Source organism: Vibrio aestuarianus (genome assembly GCF_012395185.1).
GTDB lineage: Bacteria > Pseudomonadota > Gammaproteobacteria > Enterobacterales > Vibrionaceae > Vibrio > Vibrio aestuarianus.
This window is the reverse complement of sequence record NZ_JAAZTU010000023.1, coordinates 17,864-32,037: the sequence shown is the minus strand read 5'-3', so window position 1 is coordinate 32,037 and position 14,174 is coordinate 17,864. Positions and strand designations below refer to the sequence as shown.

Here is a 14,174-nt window from a genome sequence, read left to right as displayed (position 1 = left end):
CGTTAATGGTACTCACATAAAAAGGCTCCAAGGAGCCTTTTTTGTATTGCTTCAAGTTAAAACTAAGCATTACCTTTAACTTGAAGGTTTAACTGTTCAGCGAAATCCAACATGCGATTAAGTGGGATCAGTGATTTTAATCGCAGTGCTTCATCGACAAAAATTTCGTGATCATCACCACCTTCTTTGAGCGCAGCTTCAATGGCTTTAAGGCCATTCATTGCCATCCAAGGGCAATGCGCACAACTACGACAAGTCGCCCCCGCTCCTGCGGTTGGTGCTTCAATAAGCTCTTTTTCAGGCACTAACTGCTGCATTTTAAAGAAAATGCCTTTATCCGTTGCTACTATCATCTTTTGCTGAGGAAGAGATTTTGCCGCTTTGATCAATTGGCTTGTCGAACCGACAGCATCCGCTAATTCAACCACGCTGGCTGGCGACTCTGGGTGCACCAATACGGCCGCATCAGGATATAGAGATTTCATTTTGCGTAAGGCGTCTGCGGAGAATTCATCGTGGACCACGCATTCACCTTGCCAAAGCAGCATCTCTGCACCGGTTTTATTAGCAATGTATGACCCCAAATGGCGGTCTGGTCCCCAGATAATCGGCTTATCTTCTGCATCTAGGTGTTCTACAATTTCAAGAGCAATACTCGATGTCACCACCCAATCAGCTCTTGCTTTTACAGCAGCAGATGTATTGGCATAAACCACGACGGTATGATCAGGATGAGCATCGCAGAACTCAGTAAATTTATCAGCAGGACAACCCAAATCAAGAGAACATTCAGCTTTTAGTGTTGGCATGAGAATGCGTTTTTCTGGGGTTAAAATTTTCGCAGATTCTCCCATAAAACGAACACCAGCAATGATTAGCGTACTTGCTGGGTGACGGTTGCCAAACTTCGCCATTTCTAATGAATCACCGACAAATCCCCCCGTTTCTTCTGCCAATGCTTGAATTTCAGGATCGGTATAATAGTGTGCAATTAGCACTGCATCTTTTTCTTTTAATAACTGTTTGATGCTAGCGGTATAAGTTTGCTTTTCTTCAACCGTCAAAGGAATAGGTTTAGGTGGAAAAGGATATACAGTTTCAATGGTGTCTAAAATGTGGCTCATTGCTCTTGCTCTATGCAACTTCCAAGAATTCGAGCATTGTACACCCGAACCTAAGTGTGAATCAAAAGTGATTCTTGTAACAATAAGCAAAAAAAAAGAGGCCTTCACGACCTCTTATTATTAATTCAAATTCTCTTTTGCAACATTTGCCGAAGCACTGGTCGGGTATTCATCAATAACTTGTTGATAATACTTGTTCGCTTGGGCTGAATTATTGTTACGTTTAGCAATATCACCTAACTTCACCAATGCGTCTGCACGTTTATTGGATTCGCTATAGGTGAGCACGGCTATAAAGCTTTGCGCTGCTTCCTTGTCTTGCTTTTTAGCAAAATAAAGCTGTCCTAACCAATAATGTGCATTAGGGGCAAAGTTTGAATCAGGATAATCTTTTTGGAACTGTTGGAACGCCGCAATGGCACCGCTGTAGTCACGCTTCTTCAGAATCAAATCAACTGCATTCTGATACGCTGTTTGTTCGTCCACATTGCTGCTGAATGTACCTTCCACTGCCGCATCAGGTGATGTAGTAGGAGGTGCACTACCCGTAGTTTTCATTTCACTACGAATACGGTCTAGTTCAATGAACAATTCACGTTGGCGCTCTAGCATTTGCTGCATATCATAGCTATTGCGCTCAAGCTGCCCACGTAATTCACTGATTTCTAAGGTCATATCGTCAAGCTGCTGCTGCATTTTCAACTGCACACGATTGCGGTTTTCAAGTAAGCGTTCAAGACGCTGTACATCCGTTTCAGACGAAGAGTTTTGAGCGCGAGTGGCGCTAGAAGAAGAGCTATTGCTGAGGTCAGATACTGGAGCTGGTGCAGCGAGCGTAGTGCTCGCTGCACTTGCCAGTAACGTAAGCGTAACAATGCGCTTTAAGTTACTGAACATGAGGCAATCCTCGATTAGTACACTAGAACAGCGCGGCGGTTCTTCGCGTATACATCTTCAGATTGACCTAGAAGAAGCGGTTTTTCTTCGCCGTAGCTGACAATAGCGATTTGATCAGCTTGAACACCTAGCGCTTGCAAGTATTTAGCAACAGCTTGTGCACGACGCTCGCCTAGTGCGATGTTGTACTCAGGAGTACCACGCTCATCAGCATGACCTTCGATAGTCACTTGCATCGCTGGGTTTTTGCTTAGGTAAGCCGCATGTGCAGCTAACATGTCTTCGTAGTCGCCAGCAATTGTCGCGTTATCGAATGCGAAATAGATGGTTTGAGTTTCACGAAGAGCTTGCTCTTTTAACTCTTGTTCAGAAAGTTGTGCATTCTCATCGATCGGAGAAACAACCGTTGTATCAACGTTGTTTGCTGAACCTGAAGTAGACTGGTTAGTTTCAGAACCAGAAGCGTTAGTTGCTTCATCGCTTGAACTACATGCAGTTACTGCAAGTACTGGTAGCGCAATTAGTAGCCCTTTAAGAACTTTGTTAAGTTGCATCTTATTTTCCTTACTTTTTATTACTTACTTGCTATAAAAACGGAGACCACGCAGGAGCTCTAACGCGCCCATTTGTTGCCGGTAATCTAGCTTTGAAACGCCCATCTATAGACACCATCGAAAGTACATTCGTTTGGTTATAAATTGAGCTGTATATGACCATACCGCCATTGGGTGCAATACTTGGAGACTCATCGAGCAAAGTCTTGGTAAGAATTTGCACTGAACCTGTTTCCAAGTCTTGTTTTGCCAGATTAAAACCAGAATTACTTCGATTCACCATCACTAAGAACCGACCATCAGGCGTAATTTGACCACCTAAATTTTGGCTGCCTTGCCACGTAATACGGTTGGTCGAGCCATTGGTCAAATTTACTTGATATATCTGTGGTTTACCACCCCGATCCGAAGTAAATATTAGAGATTTACCATCAGGATGCCAGAATGGTTCCGTATTATTTGATCTGCCACTCGTTATTGGTTTCAGTTTACGAGTAGCCAGATCCAAAGTGTAAACCTGCAAGCTGCCGGTTTTTGAAAGCACAAGAGCTAAACTCTTACCATCAGGTGAGAACCTTGGAGCGCCATTATGACGAGGATAAGACGTGATTTTTTCTCGTTCGCCAGTGTAGATATTCATTAAGAATATTTCTGCTTGGCCATTTTGAAAACTGACATAGGCTAATTGCTTGCCGTCTGGTGACCATGCAGGAGACATTAAAGGTTGCTTAGAACGTAAAACCAATCGCTCGTTATAGCCATCATAATCAGCAACCCTTAGCTGATAAGGGTACTGCTCTTTATCGTTTACCACGACGTAAGCGATACGCGTTAAAAATGCACCTTTATCTCCAGTTAACTCTTCATAAACAAGATCTGAAATTCTATGCGCGTACTCGCGCATGCGGTTCGCAGGAACTGTCGCGACTTTATTAAATAGCACATGATCTTTAGAAAGTACTAACTGTCCGTCATTGCTCAGAGCTTTGCTTTGACCTTGGGTCAATTGACCGCGCACTACGTCAACTAACTGATAGTTAATGACGTACTGACCATCCGCATTTTGCGTAATGCTGCCAGTCAATAGTGCATCCACCCCAATGCGGCTCCAAGCATCGAATTTGATATCTGTTTCGCTGTATGGCGTTTGCGGCATTTTACTGGTCGCAACAGGGCTAAATTTACCACTGCGTTGTAGATCAGAAGCGATAACTCCTGAAATATCTTGAGGAAGTTTTGTTTTACCTTCCCACTTAAACGGTACTATCGCAATTGGCCTTGCCGAGTTGATACCATCGGTAATAACAAGCTCCAATGCTGCGTTAGCAAGCTGTATACTACTTGTCAGTACAAGTAAGCACCCTAACATCAATCGCTTTAACACAAGCTCTTCCTTATTTACTCTGGTTCTACAGTTAAATTAATGTTCTTTAATTTCTCGACTACATCGGGATCATCTTTTGGTAATGGAAACGTCCCCACTTGGGCAACTGCACGCTTTGTTGCAGCGCACAATCGTGAGTCTCCATCAACAATGTTTAAGTTACCAACAATCGCCCCTGTTCCTGTTGGAATTAGGCGTAAATTCACCTTGCACTGTTTACCTTTAAAGCTATCTTCTAGTAGTAAGTTTTGCTGGATAAGCTGGGTGTATATTGCTCCATAGCGTTGCGCTTCAGTCATTACAAATTGAGAACGTGCTGAGCTATTTAGCTCGGTCTCCGTTTCTAAACCTGAAAAAATACTATTTAAAGCCGCTTCTTGCTCTTTACGTTCACGCTCTAGGCGTTCTAGACGTGCCTTTTCTTTGAGGGCTTTTTCTTGAGCCTCTTTAGCGGCCTTCTCTTTAGCTATACGCTCCTTCTCGGCTCGCTCTGCCGCTTCACGTTCTTTGCGCGCTTTCTCTTTAGCTTCAGCGGCCGCTTTTTCTTTCGCTATACGTTCTTGTTCTGCTTGTGTAATTGCGGCCTGCTTCGCTAGGCGTTCTTGCTCGGCCTTCTTGACCGCCTCTTCTTTGGTTTTTCGTTCTATTTCGGCTTTAGCAGCTCGTTCCTTTTCTTTGCGTACTCGCTCTTCTTCAAGTTTACGCTCTTGCTCTTTTTGAACGCGCTGCTTTTCTGCTTCTCTCGCCGCTTTTGCTTCTTTCGCTTGCTGCTCTTTGAGCTTTCTAATCCGCTCTTCTTCTGCCTTGCGATTTTTTTCCAACTGTTCACTTTCTCGACGTAATTTATCGAGTCGGTCTTGCTCTTTTTTCGCTGCGGCTTCACGTTGACTACGAATTTGCTGAGCTTGCTTTTGAACCAATTGAGGATCAATCACAACAGCCTGCACCATTTGTCCCGTTGGTTCCGGTTTCGATAATGTGAAATCAGTGCCCCACAACAAAACAACAATCAGAACCACATGCAAAATAGTGGAAATGATGATTGGCTTTTTGTAGTCGTTGTTTTTGGACTTATTATCTTTCATGAACAGTACAAACTATCCCTTTATATCGGTTAGTAGACCCACTTTCGGAATACCTGCGCGACTCAATTCATCTAAAACTAGTACGACTTCCGCATAGGGTGTTGCTGCATCACCGCCCACAGCAACAGGTGAGTTTGGTTTTAGTGAGAGTTCAGCTTTGACTCGAACAATAACGTCCTGTAATGACAAGCCTCTTTGAACCTCTTCATCATTGACGCTAAGCCCTAAATTACCTTCTTTATCTATCTCTACGATAATAAAGCTGCTATCGCTATCCCCAGCAAGTTCGGATGCTGGCTTTGCAGCAGAGGTTTTAGGGAGCTCGACATCGACACCTTGTGTCACAAATGGCGAGGTCACCATAAAAATAATCAGTAAAACCAACATCACGTCGATGTATGGCACAACATTAATTTCCGCGGTCAATTTGCGTTTTTTACGCTGATAACCCACCATGGTTTATTCCCTACCCGCCATAGCTTGGCGATGAAGAATACTGTGAAACTCTTCTGAAAATGTCGCGTAGTTATGCTCTAACTTACTCACTTTATTGCTTAATCGGTTGTAAGCCATCACCGCTGGTATTGCAGCAAATAGGCCCATAGCGGTTGCGATCAGAGCTTCAGCGATACCTGGGGCAACCATAGCAAGTGTTGCCTGCTTAACTTCACCTAACGCAATGAATGAGTGCATAATTCCCCATACCGTACCAAAAAGGCCAATGTATGGGCTGATAGAGCCAACGGTGGCTAAAAATGGCAAGCTCGTTTCCAATTCATCCACTTCGCGAGCAACAGCAACGCGCATTGCTCGACCAGTTCCTTCCATAATGAAGTCTGGTGAGGTCGCATTGGTTTTGCGTAAACGCGCAAATTCAGTGAAACCTGAATAGAAAATTTCTTCAGTACCTGAAATTTCATCTTTGCGCTTCTTCACATCTTGGTAAATTGCAGATAAATCGGTTCCAGACCAAAACTTATCTTCAAACGAATCTGCACTTTTCTCTGCTTGAGAAAGAATTTTGCTGCGCTTTATGATCATCGCCCATGAGACAATAGACATGCCTAAAAGAATAAGCATCACCATTTTTACTAATATGCTGGCTTGCAAAAACAGATCAAGAATTGAAATATCAGCGGTCACTAGGGGTTAACTCCAAAATTATTGATTGAGGCATCGCCTTGGGCCTCATGCTCTGATTGTCGACACATGCTACCTTAACCACGGCTTTACACAACACTTTACCTTCAGGATTGACGAGCTCTTGACAGAATGTCAGAGAGGCTTTTTTCAGCTCAGAAATGTTTGTTACAACATTCAGCATCTCATCCAAACGAGCCCCTCGCAAAAAATCGATGTCGATATGTCTGACGACAAAACCAATATTCTGAGTAAGAAGAGTATGCTGAGAGACACCAATAGAGCGGAGCAGTTCGGTTCTCGCACGTTCAAAGAACTTAAGATAGTTTGAGTGATACACGACACCACCGGCATCAGTATCTTCATAATAAATGGTTACAGGCCACTGAAAGGCCGAGGCTGTATTTTGCACAAACATTCCAATACATATACAGATTGAGTTCGTTACTATAACGCAACTCGTTACTGTTAGTACAAGGATTGAATAGACTTTTCTTAGAATGGATACAAAAAATTAGTGCTGCCTCAAAGAGACAGCACTAATGTGGATATTTAATCGGCACTGAATCAATGCCGAGACATAAGTAACATCTGCTCTACTATCCTCTTCCGACCTGCAACCACAGTTTTAAGTTGGAAAAGGCTCAATCAAACCAGTCTAACAACCGTTAGGTAGGTTAATATTGAAAGAGAGATATAAGGGCTAAACAACATTTGCCAAACCCATTTACGAGGCTTAAAGCCAACCCCAAACACCATGCTTGAGCACAATGCCCAAATCAGCAAGGGGCTGATAATGGCGTTGAACCCACCAATACTATGAGAATATTGTTCCGGGTCCCACATCACCATCGCAACATGATAAAAGCCTAACACCAATGACAAGACCCTTAATGAGGTCTTGTTAGTTGGCTGATGAAGTTGAGCCACTTGCAAAGCAAGTTTACTCACTGTCTTTATCCATCATTTCTGTATGCTCTAACCAAAGAGCGTTGATGATACCGAATGCACAAGCTAGCAGTACACCTAGAATCCATGCGAAATACCACATATCTATCGCTCCTTAGTAAAGTGAGTTTTTGTTTTCTTCGATGAACTTGCTGTCAAGACGACCAAACATCTTGTAGTAAGTCCATGTCGTATAAGCCAGGATGATAGGAACCATCACAAAAGCTACTGCAGTCATCAAGTTCAGTGTTAACTCACTTGAAGTCGAATCCCACATCGTCAAACTATTACTTGGTACTAAGCTTGAAGGCATAATGAACGGGAACATAGCAAAACCAGCGGTGAAAATAACACCCGCATTCGCCAAGCTAGAAGCCAAGAAGGCAATACCACCTTTTTCAAAGCGAGAAGCCAGCACGGCAATTAATGGCATCACAACACCTAAAGCAGGCGCAGCCCACAACAATGGATAAGCTTCAAAATTAGCCATCCATGCGCCAGCTTCACGAATCACTTCTTTGTTTAAAGGATTCGATGCAGCACTGGTGTCAATCACGCTTGTGATCACATAGCCATCGATATTTTGAATCCAAAAACCCGCTGCAACAAAAGTAGCTACAACGAGTAAACCCATGAGCTGTGCAACATTACGTGCACGCACATGAACTGCATCGGTCGTTTTCATCTGTAACCACGTTGCACCTTGTAGCACAATCATGAATAAGCTAACCAAGCCACAAAGCAGTGCGAATGGGTTCAACAAACCAAAGAATGATCCATGGTATGTCGGCATCAAGAAATCATTCAATTGGAATGGTACACCTTGAAGTAGGTTACCAAACGCTACACCAAAGATAATTGGCGGAACGAAACCACTGATTGAAATACAAATATCCCAAGTGCTGCGCCATTTTGGATCTTCAATTTTTGAACGGTAGTCCAAACCAATCGGACGCAACCATAACGCTGCTAGGGTTACGATCATCGCTAAGTAGAACCCAGAGAATGATGTTGCATAAACCAAAGGCCAAGCTGCAAACAGCGCACCACCAGCAGTGATAAGCCAAACTTGGTTACCATCCCAGTGTGGAGCAATAGAGTTAATCATTACTCGGCGTTCGCTATCATTTTTACCGATAATTGGTACAAGAGCGCCAACGCCCATATCAAAACCATCGGTAATCGCAAAACCAACAAGCAGCACGCCAATAAGCACCCACCAGATTAGTCGCAAAATTTCGTAATCAAACATAATCGTATCTCCCTGCCTATGCTTCTACTTGGCGGCTAACTTTGTCTTCAACAGAGTTTGCATTTTGCTCAAAATGGTAACGGCCAGTTTTTAGGCTGCTAGGCCCTTTACGAGCAAATTTCACCATCAGGTAGACTTCGGCAATCAAGAACACTGTGTAAAGTGCAAGAATAGCAAACAGTGAAGTCCATAATTCGCCAAGAGTCAGCGCTGAAGCAGCGACATTGGTCGGTAATATTTCACCAACAGCCCATGGCTGACGGCCATATTCAGCAACAAACCAACCCGCTTCAATCGCAATCCACGGTAGAGGAATACTGAACAGCGCCGCTTTAAGTACCCATTGTTTTTGTTCGATTTTTTGACGACATGTTTGAACAAATGCCGCACCAAACACAAACAACATCACAAAACCAACACCGACCATCAGGCGGAATGACCAGAATAGAGGCCACACAGTCGGAATTGAGTCATCGGCGGCCGCTTGGATTTGCTCTTCAGTCGCATCAGTCACTTTGTCGGTATAACGCTTAAGAAGTAAGCCGTAACCCAAGTCACCTTTCACTTCATCAAACGCATCCATATTCGCTTGAGATTTTTCACCCGCACGCAGCTTTTCAAGTAGCTCATAGGCATACATACCATTACGGATGCGATCAACGTGTTCATCGCGTAAGTCACGTAAGCCAGTGACTTCGGTATCAAGCGAACGAGTAGCAATAATACCCATCACGTAAGGAATTTTAATCGCATAGTCAGTGTGCATTTCGTCTTGATTTGGTAAACCAAACAGAGTGAAAGCGGCAGGCGCAGGTTCAGTGTGCCACTCAGCTTCAATAGCAGCGAGTTTCACTTTTTGCACTTCGCCTACTTCGTAACCTGATTCATCACCAAGCACGATAACCGACAAGATAGCCGCCATACCAAATGAGGCAGCAATAGCAAATGAACGACGAGCGAACGCAACGTCACGACCTTTTAATAGGTAGTAAGAGCTGATGCCTAGAATGAACATTGCACCCGTGGTGTAGCCAGAAGCAACCGTGTGAACAAACTTCACCTGTGCGACAGGGTTAAATACAACTTCCGCAAAGCTGACCATTTCCATGCGCATGGTTTCGAAGTTAAATTCGGCACCAACAGGGTTTTGCATCCATCCGTTAGCAATCAGAATCCAAAGCGCAGAGAAGTTAGAGCCGAGCGCAACCAACCAGGTCACGGCTAAGTGTTGACGTTTTGATAGTCTATCCCAGCCAAAGAAGAACAAACCAACAAAGGTTGATTCCAAGAAGAAGGCTACAAGTGCTTCAATTGCAAGAGGGGCGCCAAAAATGTCACCTACATAGTGGGAATAGTACGACCAGTTCGTACCAAACTGAAACTCCATCGTAAGGCCGGTGGCCACACCTAGAGCGAAGTTAATACCAAAAAGCTTACCCCAGAACTTTGTCATGTCCTTATAGATTTGCTTATCGGTCATTACATACAAAGATTCCATGATGGCTAAAAGAAAAGCCATACCTAGAGTCAATGGAACGAACAGGAAGTGATACATCGCTGTGAGTGCAAACTGCAACCGCGATAGATCAACTACGTCAATCATGGTAACTCCTTTGTGCCGGCTGAATGACACTTTTGACATACATTGCAAAAACAAATCATCTAATATTAAACAAACTCAACAAGTGTTGAAAAATAACATTAATTTGTTGCAAGTATGTACCGTTATGGTTAGTTAATTGTTAAGCATCAGCTAATATAGCTAGAACTAATATTACTGCTAAACAGTGATTGTTTCAAAAAATTTATAGGAGAAAAAAGCCTTGATTTACATCAATTTTCACAATACATGCCTGCACATAAAACAAACAACCTGATCTAAATCAATCAAATATCACATGTATTGTAGTTTTTAGGTAAACACCATAAGAAAATAGCAATAATGAATTAACAATTTGGTACGTATATTAACTCTTGGAAGAAATATGGGATTTGATAAATGCTACTTAAGTCACAATTTTGTCTTCGAAAATAAAAAGAAAACAAAATTGTAAACTTACTTCTCAATTCCGAAATGTAGATAAGCGCGATCAGTTGCAATGCGTCCCCTCGGTGTCCGCTGTAAATAACCTTGCTGAATAAGAAAGGGTTCAAGTACATCTTCAATCGTATCTTTTTCCTCACCGATTGCAGCGGCTAGGTTATCTAGGCCTACGGGACCCCCACCGAATTTATCAATGATTGCAAGAAGCAGCTTACGATCCATATAGTCAAAACCTTGGCTATCCACATCCAGCATATTCAGGGCTTTGTCAGCCGTATCGACACAGATGTGACCATTGCCTTTGACTTCAGCATAGTCACGAACACGTCTTAATAAACGGTTAGCGATACGAGGCGTTCCACGAGCACGTCTTGCAACTTCAAGCGCCCCCTCAGCTTCCATTGATAACCCTAAACAATCGGCGCTTCGTTGAACAATATGTTGTAAATCTGCAATGTTGTAGTACTCAAGTCGCTGAACAATGCCAAAACGGTCGCGCAACGGTGAAGTGAGTGAACCGGCCCGCGTTGTCGCGCCGATCAAAGTAAAAGGAGGGAGATCGATTTTTATGGAGCGTGCAGCCGGGCCTTCACCGATCATGATGTCGAGTTGGTAGTCTTCCATTGCCGGATACAATACTTCCTCAACCATAGGACTCAAGCGATGGATTTCATCAATGAATAGTACATCGTTCTCTTCAAGATTGGTCAACAAAGCCGCTAAATCACCCGCTTTCTCTAACACTGGACCCGAGGTAGTACGAATATTCACTTCCATCTCGTTTGCCACAATATTAGCTAATGTAGTTTTACCAAGACCTGGAGGGCCAAAAATTAGTAGGTGATCTAATGCTTCACTGCGCAATTGTGCAGCTTTGATAAAAATTTCCATTTGATCACGCACGTGGTCTTGGCCACGATAATCCGCCAGTCTTTTAGGACGTATCGCGCGATCAATAATTTCTTCGTCTTTTGGGATAGGGCTATTTGGAGCAATCAAGCGATCAGCTTCAATCATACCATTGCTCTCAAGGCTTCTTTAATCAACGCTTCACTTGTCATATCAGGCTTGGCCACTTGTGAAACAACCTTCGAAGCTTGTTGTGGCTTATATCCCAAAGAAAGTAGCGCACTAACCGCCTCTTCTTCTGCATTTTGAGCCACAGATTCAAGGTGATGGACATCCATTGGTGCAGCATCGGTTGCCGGTGTGAAAAGATCTCCCGCACCCCAACCTTTAAGACGGTCTTTCATTTCAACAACTAAACGTTCTGCCGTTTTCTTACCGACCCCAGGCAATTTCACTAATGTGGATATATCTTCACGTTCAACACAAGCAACAAACTGGCTCGCCGTCATGCCTGAAAGTATGCCTAAACCCAATTTGGGTCCTACGCCATTGGCTTTAATGACTTCTCTAAATAAAGCACGTTCTTTCACTGTGTTAAATCCATACAAAAGTTGTGCATCTTCACGTACGACAAAGTGAGTATAGATGATCGCTTCATCACCGACTTGAGGCAATTCGTAGAAGCAACTCATGGGCATTTGAACTTCATAGCCGATACCAGCAACTTCAATCAGTAACTCGGGGGGCTGTTTTTCAATTAGAATGCCGCGAAGACGTCCAATCACAGGAAATTCCTTTGAGAATAGGGTTAATGAACTGAGATAATAATAAATAACTGGATGGATAGCCAGTAGAAAAACCACCCTGGAATGCACTGAGTTATCAGCGATAACGGCCTTTTTTAGCGCCAGTTGCTTGGCCTGCTAATGCTATCAGCGTTTTATTAGTGTTGGCATGACAGATAGCAACCCCAAGAGCATCGGCCGCATCCGCTTGCGGCTTTGCTGATAATTTCAGCATATGTTGAACCATGTGTTGGACTTGAGATTTATCTGCCCCACCCGTACCAACGACCGCTTGCTTAATAAGCCTTGCGGCATATTCATAGACAGGTAGATCGGCATTCACCGCGGCAACAATGGCGCTTCCTCTGGCTTGCCCTAGTTTAAGCGCTGAATCTGCGTTTTTTGCCATAAAGACTTGTTCAATAGCGAATACATCAGGTTGAAACTGCGTGATAATTTCACTGACACCTGCATAAATTTGTTTTAAACGTCCGGGAAGTTGTTTTTCAGAGGTACGGATACAGCCACTACCTAAATAGTATAAGTGGCGACCTTGCTGCTGAATCACTCCGTAACCCGTAATACGAGAACCTGGGTCTATCCCCAAAATAATTGACATGAATACCTTTTTTCGTAAACAACGCTTGCTGCTACTAACAATAAAAATGGGCTTAACTTACGAAGTTTAAGCCCATTTTCAATACATTAACGAACGTAATTATTTACGGCGCCACGTTGTACCACTTGGCCCATCTTCAAGGATGACACCCAGCTCATTGAGTTTATCGCGCGCTAAGTCTGCGTTTGCCCAATCTTTAGCAGCGCGAGAGTCGTTACGTAATTTGATCAAGGCTTCGATCTCAGCCGCTTGTTCATCATCACCGGCATCCCCTTTAAGGAAAACCTCAGGGTCTTGATGCAAAATACCTATTACGTCAGCCAACTCACGCATTAATGCACCTAGTTGGCTTGCTTGATGAAGATCTTCCGTTTTGAGCTTGTTGATATCGCGTGCCATATCGAACAACACTGAATAAGCCTCAGGCGTATTAAAGTCATCATTCATCGCGGTGGCGAAGCGGCTAACATACTCATCACCACCAGCAACAGCGACCGAAAGGTCAAGGCCTCTTAACGCGGTATATAGGCGTTCTAATGACGCTCGCGCTTGTTTCAAGTTGTCTTCGCTGTAGTTGAGTTGACTGCGGTAGTGGCCAGACATCAAGAAATAACGAACCGTTTCAGGGTCATAATGAGCCAAAACATCACGAATGGTGAAGAAATTGCCGAGTGATTTAGACATTTTCTCGCGGTCAACCATCACCATACCGCTGTGCATCCATGTGTTCACATAAGTAGTATCGTGTGCGCAGCATGATTGAGCGATCTCGTTTTCGTGGTGCGGAAACTGAAGGTCAGAGCCACCACCATGAATATCAAAATGATTACCCAAAATCGCCGAGTTCATTGCAGAACATTCAATATGCCATCCAGGACGACCATCTCCCCATGGCGATTGCCATGTTGGCTCGCCTGGTTTAGACATTTTCCACAACACAAAATCCAGTGGACTACGTTTTGCTAATTCCACATCAACACGAGCACCAGCTTGCAGCTGATCTAAATCTTGTTTCGATAACTTACCGTATTCATCAAACTTGCTAACTTCGAACATTACATCGCCATTATCTGCGACATAAGCAAAGCCTCGTTCGATCAAACGTTCAACCAGTTCAATAATCTCTTGAATGTAGCCCGTTGCTCTTGGTTCAACATCAGGGCGCTTCATATTCAGTGCATCGAAGTCGGCATGCATATCAGCGATTAAACGCTCTGTAAGTGACTCACAAGATTCACCATTTTCTGCCGCACGTTTGATGATCTTGTCATCAATGTCAGTGATATTACGTACAAATGTTAAGTCATAACCTAAATAGCGCAAGTAACGTGAAACCACATCGAAAGAAACAAAGGTACGACCATGACCAATATGACAGAGATCGTATATGGTGACTCCACAGACATACATGCCAACTTTGTTAGCACTGATGGGTTTAAATTCCTCTTTTTGTCTTGTGAGTGAGTTATATATTTTCAGCATGATCTCTATCT

At 43.5% G+C, this 14,174-nt stretch carries 16 protein-coding genes; all 16 read right to left on the bottom strand.

The window, feature by feature from the left end; all coding sequences use genetic code 11:
- Positions 1-62: 62 nt before the first annotated feature.
- The 16 genes from nadA to cysS all read right to left on the bottom strand — a co-directional run bounded on the left by nadA (position 63) and on the right by cysS (position 14,163).
- Positions 63-1,124, bottom strand: coding sequence for a quinolinate synthase NadA (gene nadA, locus HGG78_RS12070; RefSeq protein ID WP_053310047.1), 1,062 nt, complete (start codon positions 1,122-1,124; stop codon positions 63-65).
- 120 nt (positions 1,125-1,244) lie between these two features.
- Complete coding sequence (gene ybgF, locus HGG78_RS12065; RefSeq protein ID WP_053310048.1) at positions 1,245-2,021, bottom strand: tol-pal system protein YbgF; 777 nt, start codon at positions 2,019-2,021, stop codon at positions 1,245-1,247.
- A gap of 14 nt (positions 2,022-2,035) precedes the next feature.
- The gene (gene pal / locus HGG78_RS12060) at positions 2,036-2,575 is read right to left on the bottom strand and encodes a peptidoglycan-associated lipoprotein Pal (protein WP_053310049.1); all 540 of its coding nucleotides are present in this window, start codon (positions 2,573-2,575) and stop codon (positions 2,036-2,038) included.
- A 31-nt stretch (positions 2,576-2,606) separates the two neighbouring features.
- Entirely contained in the window at positions 2,607-3,944 is a 1,338-nt protein-coding gene (gene tolB / locus HGG78_RS12055; RefSeq protein WP_216652953.1) for a Tol-Pal system beta propeller repeat protein TolB, read from the bottom strand.
- A gap of 29 nt (positions 3,945-3,973) precedes the next feature.
- Entirely contained in the window at positions 3,974-5,044 is a 1,071-nt protein-coding gene (gene tolA, locus HGG78_RS12050; RefSeq protein WP_172533008.1) for a cell envelope integrity protein TolA, read from the bottom strand.
- Positions 5,045-5,056: 12 nt separating this feature from the next.
- A complete protein-coding gene (tolR, locus tag HGG78_RS12045; RefSeq protein ID WP_053310052.1) occupies positions 5,057-5,500 on the bottom strand; it encodes a protein TolR in 444 nt (147 codons plus the stop codon).
- Between the two features lie 3 nt (positions 5,501-5,503).
- On the bottom strand, positions 5,504-6,187 hold the full coding sequence (gene tolQ / locus HGG78_RS12040; RefSeq protein ID WP_053310053.1) for a protein TolQ: 684 nt from the start codon (positions 6,185-6,187) through the stop codon (positions 5,504-5,506).
- Positions 6,177-6,602 (bottom strand): tol-pal system-associated acyl-CoA thioesterase, encoded by a 426-nt coding sequence (gene ybgC, locus HGG78_RS12035; protein ID WP_053310054.1) that lies wholly within the window; start codon positions 6,600-6,602, stop codon positions 6,177-6,179. The genes tolQ and ybgC overlap by 11 nt, the downstream gene beginning before the upstream one ends.
- Positions 6,603-6,832: 230 nt before the next feature.
- Positions 6,833-7,135 carry a cyd operon protein YbgE gene (gene ybgE, locus HGG78_RS12030; RefSeq protein WP_172533007.1) on the bottom strand — a complete coding sequence of 101 codons (303 nt, stop codon included), beginning with the start codon at positions 7,133-7,135 and terminating at the stop codon, positions 6,833-6,835.
- Entirely contained in the window at positions 7,128-7,235 is a 108-nt protein-coding gene (gene cydX, locus HGG78_RS12025; protein ID WP_000270285.1) for a cytochrome bd-I oxidase subunit CydX, read from the bottom strand. Before cydX ends, ybgE begins: the two co-directional genes overlap by 8 nt.
- Before the next feature lie 12 nt (positions 7,236-7,247).
- Positions 7,248-8,384: a cytochrome d ubiquinol oxidase subunit II gene (cydB, locus tag HGG78_RS12020; RefSeq protein WP_053310056.1), complete on the bottom strand. Its 1,137-nt coding sequence runs from the start codon at positions 8,382-8,384 to the stop codon at positions 7,248-7,250.
- A 16-nt stretch (positions 8,385-8,400) separates the two neighbouring features.
- Entirely contained in the window at positions 8,401-9,987 is a 1,587-nt protein-coding gene (gene cydA / locus HGG78_RS12015) for a cytochrome ubiquinol oxidase subunit I (protein ID WP_053310057.1), read from the bottom strand.
- A gap of 453 nt (positions 9,988-10,440) precedes the next feature.
- On the bottom strand, positions 10,441-11,445 hold the full coding sequence (gene ruvB, locus HGG78_RS12010) for a Holliday junction branch migration DNA helicase RuvB (RefSeq protein WP_053310058.1): 1,005 nt from the start codon (positions 11,443-11,445) through the stop codon (positions 10,441-10,443).
- Positions 11,442-12,062, bottom strand: a complete 621-nt coding sequence (gene ruvA, locus HGG78_RS12005) for a Holliday junction branch migration protein RuvA (protein ID WP_053310059.1) — start codon at positions 12,060-12,062, stop codon at positions 11,442-11,444. The genes ruvB and ruvA overlap by 4 nt, the downstream gene beginning before the upstream one ends.
- A gap of 97 nt (positions 12,063-12,159) precedes the next feature.
- Complete coding sequence (ruvC, locus tag HGG78_RS12000; RefSeq protein ID WP_053310060.1) at positions 12,160-12,681, bottom strand: crossover junction endodeoxyribonuclease RuvC; 522 nt, start codon at positions 12,679-12,681, stop codon at positions 12,160-12,162.
- A gap of 99 nt (positions 12,682-12,780) precedes the next feature.
- The gene (gene cysS / locus HGG78_RS11995) at positions 12,781-14,163 is read right to left on the bottom strand and encodes a cysteine--tRNA ligase (RefSeq protein ID WP_053310061.1); all 1,383 of its coding nucleotides are present in this window, start codon (positions 14,161-14,163) and stop codon (positions 12,781-12,783) included.
- Positions 14,164-14,174: the final 11 nt, after the last annotated feature.

Bases quoted from the DNA above. Each gene is read 5' to 3' on its own strand.
- nadA (WP_053310047.1), bottom strand. From the start codon at position 1,124: ATGAGCCACATTTTAGACACCATTGAAACTGTATATCCTTTTCCACCT.
- ybgF (WP_053310048.1), bottom strand. From the start codon at position 2,021: ATGTTCAGTAACTTAAAGCGCATTGTTACGCTTACGTTACTGGCAAGT.
- pal (WP_053310049.1), bottom strand. From the start codon at position 2,575: ATGCAACTTAACAAAGTTCTTAAAGGGCTACTAATTGCGCTACCAGTA.
- tolB (WP_216652953.1), bottom strand. From the start codon at position 3,944: ATGTTAGGGTGCTTACTTGTACTGACAAGTAGTATACAGCTTGCTAAC.
- tolA (WP_172533008.1), bottom strand. From the start codon at position 5,044: ATGAAAGATAATAAGTCCAAAAACAACGACTACAAAAAGCCAATCATC.
- tolR (WP_053310052.1), bottom strand. From the start codon at position 5,500: ATGGTGGGTTATCAGCGTAAAAAACGCAAATTGACCGCGGAAATTAAT.
- ybgC (WP_053310054.1), bottom strand. From the start codon at position 6,602: ATGTTTGTGCAAAATACAGCCTCGGCCTTTCAGTGGCCTGTAACCATT.
- cydX (WP_000270285.1), bottom strand. From the start codon at position 7,235: ATGTGGTATTTCGCATGGATTCTAGGTGTACTGCTAGCTTGTGCATTC.
- cydB (WP_053310056.1), bottom strand. From the start codon at position 8,384: ATGTTTGATTACGAAATTTTGCGACTAATCTGGTGGGTGCTTATTGGC.
- cydA (WP_053310057.1), bottom strand. From the start codon at position 9,987: ATGATTGACGTAGTTGATCTATCGCGGTTGCAGTTTGCACTCACAGCG.
- ruvB (WP_053310058.1), bottom strand. From the start codon at position 11,445: ATGATTGAAGCTGATCGCTTGATTGCTCCAAATAGCCCTATCCCAAAA.
- ruvC (WP_053310060.1), bottom strand. From the start codon at position 12,681: ATGTCAATTATTTTGGGGATAGACCCAGGTTCTCGTATTACGGGTTAC.
- cysS (WP_053310061.1), bottom strand. From the start codon at position 14,163: ATGCTGAAAATATATAACTCACTCACAAGACAAAAAGAGGAATTTAAA.